The organism is Mycolicibacterium arcueilense (assembly GCF_058536225.1).
On the sequence record NZ_JBZTYL010000007.1, the window covers coordinates 2011372 to 2018311 of the forward strand.

Genomic DNA, 6940 nt, shown 5'->3' on the forward strand with positions numbered 1-6940 from the left:
CTGGTCGGATCGCGAGCGCGATGACCCATGATGTCTGGGTGGAAAGCAGAACCTCCGACATTGCGAACATGCCCCGGGGTGGGCCGGACGCGTCCTGGCTGGACCGGCGACTGCAGACCGACCGACTGGAGTACCTGGATCGCGACGACGTCGATGATCTGAAGCGCAAGGTCATGGATTCGCTCGACCGTGCCGGAGGGCGGCGGCGGATCGGCATCCACGAGAAGTGCGCCCGGATGGTGCTTCGCGAGGTGGCCGACGTGCCGGCGCCGAAGATCCTCGAACTCGGTGCGGGCCTCGGCGGGTTGTCGCGCAAGCTGTTGGAGATGCATCCTTCTGCGCAGATGACGGTCACCGACATCGAGCCCACATTTGTGGCGGGCATGGCCGCCGGAGATCTCGGCAGCCACCCGCGTGCCGTCGTCCGGGAGATGGACGCCACCGAAATCGACGCGCCGGACGGCTATTACGACCTGGCGGTGTTCGCGTTGTCGTTGCATCACCTGTCCCCCGAACTCGCCGTCCAGGTGTTTGCGGCGGGCACTCGGGCGGCGAAGAAGCTGCTGATAGTCGACCTCCCCAGGCCGCCCGCTCCTTTGCACGTCGTTCTGCTGGCGGTGGTGCTACCGCTGGTCAAGGTCTCGCCGCTGCAACACGATGGATTCATCAGCTCCCTGCGCGCCTACAGCCCGGCGGCATTGCGTGCGCTGGGCCGGCACGCCGACCCGTCGATCACGGTCGAGTTCCGCACTCGACGGGGGCTGGGCCCGACGGTGGCGGTGGCCAGCCGGTCCCGGCATGGTGGCTAGCGGAGTCGATTGAACTTTCGTCATCTGTCGGGTCGTGGCCCGGCTCAGATGGTGTTCAACCCCTTGGCAATCAGCATGATGCCGGCCAATATGCACATGGCCACCAGGATCTTTCGATGGTGAGCCCACGCCCAGTCATGCAGCCGTTGCAGCACCGCTTCGGTTTTCCTGGGAGCGGCCAGATAGCTGACGAGGACGATCTCGACAACCGCCAGCATGCCGACGATGAATGCGATTGCGGCGGTGATCTGCGTGCCGACCGCAGCCCCGGAAACGACGACGATCGCGAGTAGGAACAGAGCCACGTCGGGTGGGGCCCCGGCAAATGAGAAGCCGATCACGAACGAGACCCACAGGGCTCCGCTCTCCCAGGCGTCGTGGCCGCGCCGCAGCAGGCGCCGGAAGAAGGACGTGCCGCCTTCGGGTTCTTCTTTCGCGCGGGCGAGGAGCCGCGAGACCGGCGTCGACGTGTCGGTGTCCAGGACCATGGTCGACGCGCCACCGTCCGTGGCCGGTAGTTTCGCCCGCTGACGTACCCAGAAGTGCACCGTCAGCACCGTGGCAGTCGTCAGCGCGACCGCTCCCATGCCGATCTGAATGTAACCGCCGGTCGAACTCTTGGCCCAGGATTCCGCGGTGGACTTGAACAGCGGGGTCGCGTGCAGCAGCGTCAACGGAACGATCAGCGTAGGAATGCATGCAGCCATGCAGCCGGCGCCGAACATCAGGAGGTTCTGCACGGGTCGCGGCCGCGAGATCACGAGAAGGGTGATGCCGATGCGCATGGGATCGAGGCCAACCAAAATCCCGAGCGCCAGCACCGATCCCCACACGGCCGAAACACTACCCGGTCGCTCCAGCCGCTCCGCTCTTTTCGCACTGTCGGTGTCCTGAGTGATGCTGTCCCGGCACGCCAAAGTCGGTTTGCCAGCACCAACTTGGCTCATGCGCCGTCCCTGCCGGCACTCCGGTTTCGGCCCCGTGGCAGGCTGCAGACGCTATGCTCTCGCGGTGGTGTGGAGTTCTCTGAGGATGGCCGAGTGTCCGCGATAACCAGAGATTGCCGGTTATGCGGATCGACTGGCCCCCATCCGGCGATTGAAGTTCGCGAGATGATGTTCGGCACTCGGGAACAATTTGAATATTTCTGCTGCGCTGCGTGCGATACGTTGCAGATCGACAAGGAGCTTGAGGGCGAAGACCTCATGCGTCACTATCCCTCGAACTACTACTCGCACAGCGCGTCAGCGCAACCGGGTGCCTTTCGATGGCTGGTCACCCAGCATGACGAGTACAAACTGCGCGGAGGCAATCCCATTGTCGGTGCGTTCATGAAGTCGCGGCTGACCGAAGGACTCTTCCGCGTGCTTCTCGGAGGCGACGTCGTCAGAATGCTCGCTCAATTGGCGGTGGCGCACGACGCGCGAATTCTGGACGTCGGTTGTGGCACGGGGGGACTGCTGGACCGTCTGACCAGAATCGGGTTCAACAACTTGGCCGGCGCGGACCCGTTCATCCAGGCCGATGGCGAATCTGCCGAAGGCGTGCCGCTGATGAAGGCAGATCTGTGCGATGTCGACGGCAAATACGACCTCATCATGTTCAATCATTCGCTCGAACACGTTCCTGACCCGGTCGAAACCCTCAAGGTGGCGTACGACAAGCTCGCTGCCGGAGGCATGTGCCTGGCTCGTGTGCCCACGACTTCGTCGGAAGCCTGGAGCACCTACCGGGCGGATTGGGTGCAGGCCGATGCACCGCGGCACATGGTCATCCCGTCGCGGCAGGGAATGGCAATGGCGGCCGAACGGGCTGGAATGCGGGTGGTCCGGACGTTCGATGATTCGAATTTGGGCCAGTTCCTCGGCAGTGAAGCCTATCGACGTGATGTTCCGGTTACCGACCCGAAGATACTTCGCATGTTTGGACCCAAGCAGCTGTGGGCGTGGGAAAAACGCGCACAATTGCTCAACCGGCAGGGGCGGGGCGACCAGACGGGATTCGTCCTACAGGCAATCTGAGGTATTGGGCGGCCGCGGGTCGCTGCAGCGGAAATCGTCTCTCGCACAGTCGATCTTGCGGTTCGGACCGGGGGTGGCCCGCTGCGCTATCGTTGTCGTGCCAAAGTGCGGGTCAATTTCCCCATACGCAATCAGCAAACCGATCCGGGCAGTACCGGCTCGAGGCTAGAGTCACTCGAACTTACTGGAATACGAGCTGGGGGCCCAATTTCACGTGACCGACCATGATGTTCGATCGCTGTACCTCGACCTGATCCGAGGCAACCTCACGAGGTACGGGATGCCGGAACGCATGCCCGCCCAGTGGACGCTGCGGCGACGGCTCTACTTCAAGACCCTCAATCGCATGATGGTTCGTGGTGGGGCGCATCGACTTGCCCGCGCCACTCCGAACGAGAATCGCAGCACCCTCGTTCAGCACAAGCGGGACCTGGGCATCGATTGGCCGGCGGAGGCCGAGACGATGATCGGAATGAAGCGTCTGACCAGTCTTCAGCAGTGCGTCGAGACGGTGCTTGCGGAGGAGGTCCCCGGCGACCTGATCGAATGCGGGGTGTGGCGGGGCGGGGCCTGCATCCTGATGCGTGCCGTACTGGCCGCGTATGGGGATCAGACACGAAGTGTCTGGGTGGCGGACTCGTTTCAGGGCCTGCCACCTGCCGACCCTGACAACTACATCGCCGACAAGGGGCTCAGGACGCAGAGCCTGGCCGGAATTCTGGGAGTGTCCGAAACTGAGGTCAGGGCGAACTTCGAGCGCTACGGACTCCTGGACGACCAGGTCCGCTTCCTGCCTGGTTGGTTCAAGGACACCCTGAAGGACGCGCCGATCGATCACATTGCGGTCCTGCGGATCGACGGCGATCTGTACGAATCCACAATCCAAGCGCTGGACGCGCTCTACCCGCGGCTGTCCCCACAGGGCTTCTGCATCATCGACGACTATCACGATCTCGAGCCATGTCGGCAAGCCGTTACCGACTACCGCGCGGAGCACGGGATCACCGCCGAGATCGTCGACATCGACGGGACTGCTGTGCTCTGGCGCAAATAGCGAAAGGCGTTGGAGGGACGTGAAAGGCCAGAATCTGCAATGAAGATTGTGCTGGCAAGCTACGGAACCCGCGGTGACATCGAGCCGTGTGTCGCCGTGGGCCGCGAGCTGCTACGGCGCGGGCACGACGTGCACATGGCTGTCCCGCCCGACCTCGTCGGCTTTGCCGAGGCGGCCGGGCCGACAGCGATCCCGTACGGGCCGGATCTGCAGGCAGTGCTGGATGCGCACCGCGACTTCTGGACCCACTTCTTCCGGAACTTCTGGAAGGTCCGCGAGATGATCAGGTTGCGACGGGAGGTTGTGGCGCCGTTCCACCAGTGCTGGAAGGACATCATCGCCACGTTGACGTCACTCGCCGAAGATGCCGACCTGCTGTTCACCGGGGTGAATTTCGAGGACGCCGCGGGCAATGTCGCTGAGTACTACGACATTCCATTGGCCACGCTGCACCTGTTCCCGCTTCGCGCCAATGGCCAGTTCGTACCGTTCCTGCCTGGGCGGCTGGGCCGAACGGCGATGCGGGTGTCCGAATGGCTTGCGTGGCGCAATGCCAGGAAGGTCGAGGGCATACAGCGAGGCGAATTGGCGTTGCCCAAGGCCACGTCCCCCTCGCCGTGGCGGCTCACCGAACGCGGGTGCCTGGAGATCCAAGGTTATGACGAAGCCTGCTTTCCCGGGTTGGCCGACGAATGGGCGCAATGGTCCGGCCAACGGCCCTTCGTCGGTGCCTTGACGATGAATCTGCCCGGGGATTCCGATGACGAGGTCGCCAGCTGGATCGCGGCGGGCCCACCACCGATTTTCTTCGGCTTCGGCAGCTTGCCGATGGAATCCGGCGCGAAAACACTCGCGATGATCAGCTCGGCCTGCACCCAGCTCGGCGAACGGGCGCTGGTGTGTGCGGCCGGAACCGACCTGAGCCAGGTTCCTCGGTCCGAGCACGTCAAGATCGTCGGCACGATGAACTTCGCGACGGCTTTTCCCGGTTGCCGCGCGGTTGTGCACCATGGGGGATTGGGCACCACCGCCGCCGGGCTGCGCGCGGGAGTTCCCACCTTGATCCTGTCGACCGATCTCGACCAGACGCTATGGGGGCGCCGGGTCAAGGTGCTGAAAGTGGGCACCGCCCGGCGCTTTTCGAGCACGACGGAGAAGAGTCTGGTTGCCGACCTGCGCACGATCCTCGAGCCGCAGTATGCCGCCCGAGCGCGCGAGGTCGCCACCCAGATGACCCAACCCGCCGAAAGTATCGCGACCGCGGCAGATCTCGTGGAGAAACTTGCCGGCGCCGGTCGGCTGTGACACTGCTCTGATCAGCCTGGTCCCGCGTCTTAGTCCGGCACGTCGCGCGAGCCGTGAGCGCTGGCGGGGCAGCGTTGTGGCATTGCGGCCCGCGACGGGGGCTCGGCATCCCGGATCGCGCGGACATGGATCACGCCGCCACGATGCGGAACGAACGTGACGTGCTTCGCCCGTGCCTTTTCGTCAGCTGCCGTGGTGGTGCTCAATTCGACCCGGCGCAGGATCTCACGGAGAACGAGCCGTATCTCGACCATGGCGAAGGTCGCACCGAGGCAGCGGCGGTTTCCGCCACCGAAAGGGAGCCAGGTGGTGGGGCTGAGGGAGGCGTCGAGCATTCGATCCGGGTCGAATCGATCCGGATCGGGGTACACCTCGGCGCTCGCGTGCACCAGCCCGATGGCCGGGTCGACCATGATGCCGGCCGGCAACCGATAGCCGCCGATCTCGGTCGGCTCCTTGAGGACGCGGCCCGAGCTGAACAGCACCGGACGGATCCGCAGCGTCTCCTTGACCACGGCGTCGAGGTACTCGTCGCCGGTCGCGTCGCCTGCTGCGCTGGCATCGGCGGCCCGCACCGCCTTGGCCAGTGCCTCCGGGTGGCGGGTCAGCCGCTCCAACGCCCATGACAGTGCCGTCGCGGTGGTCTCGTGGCCGGCCGCGATCGCGGTCAGGAGCTGGTCGCGCAGTTCGCTGTCGGACATGGTGCGACCGTCGTCGTCGGTGGCGCGGACCAGCATGGCCAGCACGTCAGTACGTTCGGCGAGGTCGGGGTCGGCACGCCGGTCAGCGATCTCGGCGTAGAGCAGGGCGTCGGCTTCCTCGAATCGCCGGCCGACGCCTCGCCACGGGCGATGACGCCGCAGGCTCGGCTTCGTAATCGCCGGTGTTTCCCACGGTTTCATGTAGAGCAACCGCGGCACCACCCGACGCAGCGCGGCCAGTCGCGCGGGGTCACTGGCGCCGATGACTGTCCGCAAGATCACTTCGAGCGTGATCTCCGTCGTCATGGGTGCCACCGGGAAGCTCTTCCCGACCGGCCACCCGGCGACGTTCTCCGCGGCGATCTCGACCATCTGAGCAGCCTGCTGCGCGACGGCGTCGCGATGAAATGCCGGCATAGTCAGCCGGCGCAGGGAGTGGTGCGCGTCCTCGTCGAGCACAAACAGCGAGCTCTCACCGAGGAGTCCGCGGAAGAACCAATGTGCTTCGCCGGAATGAAAGACCCGAGGGTCGCCGGCGTACACCGTCTTGATGTCGGCAGGATCCGCGAGGTAAACGACCGTGCCCGACAACGGAATACGCAGCCTGAACATGTTCCCGTAACGGCGCTGGCACGCGCGCAGGAAGCGTAGACCGAAGCTTGCCATCAACGTGGACTGCACCACCATGGGAAGTGGAGGGCCGGGCGGCAGTTCGGTTTTCGCGGCAGACACTTTGCGTGATCCCTAGCTACTAGACGGTACGGGTGCGGACAGGCCGACGGCCTCGGATCGCAACCGACGCGGGTGGCCGGTCGTGGGGAGCGCTCGCGCGATCCGAGGTCGCAGATCCGGGCTCTACGGTATTTCCCAACCGTACGAGTCTTGGCATGTGTACGGGGCGCTTTCGGTCGGAGACATCACCCGCTGCGGGTGACCCTGGCGAGTGGCGGGCACGTTTGCCTTCAACCCGGTTCCGGTTACGACCATTAGTTCCGGTTCGCCGGGCGAAATGCTGTGCTGGTGCTCAGTAGATTTCTATGAGTTGCATTT

General features: G+C 64.6%; 6 protein-coding genes. 4 read left to right on the forward strand and 2 right to left on the reverse strand.

Translation table 11 applies throughout. The annotated features are described in order from the left end of the window. Positions 1-20: 20 nt before the first annotated feature. Positions 21-809, forward strand: a complete 789-nt coding sequence (locus tag AC4LGL_RS13975) for a class I SAM-dependent methyltransferase (RefSeq protein WP_491839201.1) — start codon at positions 21-23, stop codon at positions 807-809. Positions 810-853: 44 nt separating this feature from the next. Here the strand turns inward: AC4LGL_RS13975 and AC4LGL_RS13980 are convergent, their stop codons facing one another. After that, on the reverse strand, positions 854-1756 hold the full coding sequence (locus AC4LGL_RS13980; RefSeq protein WP_491839202.1) for a GAP family protein: 903 nt from the start codon (positions 1754-1756) through the stop codon (positions 854-856). A gap of 165 nt (positions 1757-1921) precedes the next feature. Here AC4LGL_RS13980 and AC4LGL_RS13985 point away from each other — a divergent pair, with 165 nt between their 5' ends. The 3 genes from AC4LGL_RS13985 (at position 1922) to AC4LGL_RS13995 (ending at position 5189) form a co-directional block, all read left to right on the forward strand. After that, positions 1922-2830, forward strand: coding sequence for a class I SAM-dependent methyltransferase (locus AC4LGL_RS13985; protein ID WP_491839203.1), 909 nt, complete (start codon positions 1922-1924; stop codon positions 2828-2830). Between the two features lie 214 nt (positions 2831-3044). Then, positions 3045-3884, forward strand: a complete 840-nt coding sequence (locus AC4LGL_RS13990) for a TylF/MycF/NovP-related O-methyltransferase (RefSeq protein ID WP_491839204.1) — start codon at positions 3045-3047, stop codon at positions 3882-3884. A 39-nt stretch (positions 3885-3923) separates the two neighbouring features. Then, positions 3924-5189, forward strand: a complete 1266-nt coding sequence (locus AC4LGL_RS13995; protein WP_491839205.1) for a glycosyltransferase — start codon at positions 3924-3926, stop codon at positions 5187-5189. 29 nt (positions 5190-5218) lie between these two features. Here AC4LGL_RS13995 and AC4LGL_RS14000 read toward each other — a convergent pair whose 3' ends face one another. Beyond that, complete coding sequence (locus tag AC4LGL_RS14000; protein ID WP_491839206.1) at positions 5219-6622, reverse strand: cytochrome P450; 1404 nt, start codon at positions 6620-6622, stop codon at positions 5219-5221. Between the last annotated feature and the right edge of the window lie 318 nt (positions 6623-6940).

Coding starts and splice junctions, on each gene's coding strand:
- AC4LGL_RS13975 (WP_491839201.1), top strand. CDS start 21: ATGACCCATGATGTCTGGGTGGAAAGCAGAACCTCCGACATTGCGAAC.
- AC4LGL_RS13980 (WP_491839202.1), bottom strand. CDS start 1,756: ATGAGCCAAGTTGGTGCTGGCAAACCGACTTTGGCGTGCCGGGACAGC.
- AC4LGL_RS13985 (WP_491839203.1), top strand. CDS start 1,922: ATGATGTTCGGCACTCGGGAACAATTTGAATATTTCTGCTGCGCTGCG.
- AC4LGL_RS13995 (WP_491839205.1), top strand. CDS start 3,924: ATGAAGATTGTGCTGGCAAGCTACGGAACCCGCGGTGACATCGAGCCG.